This is a genomic window from Dyella japonica DSM 16301, from assembly GCF_001010355.1.
GTDB lineage: Bacteria > Pseudomonadota > Gammaproteobacteria > Xanthomonadales > Rhodanobacteraceae > Dyella > Dyella japonica.
In genome coordinates, this window is sequence record NZ_JPLA01000175.1 from 1 (window position 1) to 457 (window position 457).

The 457-nt window shown below is 50.3% G+C and carries 1 protein-coding gene; it reads right to left on the minus strand.

The annotated features are described in order from the left end of the window. Nucleotides 1-457: hypothetical protein (locus Y882_RS20425; protein ID WP_211259245.1), on the minus strand; the 457-nt coding region annotated here is incomplete at both ends.

Here is a 457-nt window from a genome sequence, read left to right on the forward strand (position 1 = left end):
GCTCAGGATCCTGTTCAGTACCTTCCGTACCCTCCTGTGCGGTCGGGCCTGGTGATTCCTCACTGCCACCACCAGGTTCAGTAGGGCCTACAGGTGGCTCCGGCTCTGGTTCAGGTTCTGGGGCTACTGTAGAAGTCAGCCCAAGATTTACAACCTGAGAACGTTTCTTAGGCCACTCAATGGTGAAAGTCTGGGTATCTTCTGCATAAGCAACATCGCATTGCTCATCGTTTATGGTCACTTTTTTGGGCATCCCTTCAGGGTCCCACAGATGGCCCTCTGCCACTGAAACTTTGAAAGCGGCATCTACCTCTTTAAACACTGACGGGGTGAGTGTGATATTGACATCACCGCTTTGCAGTGTTAAAGTGCTTTCATCAGGGTTCTCTGTTAGGAACAGAAGAATAACACCCATACCGATACTTGAGATACCAGTATCAATTGGCAGGCCTGTGCG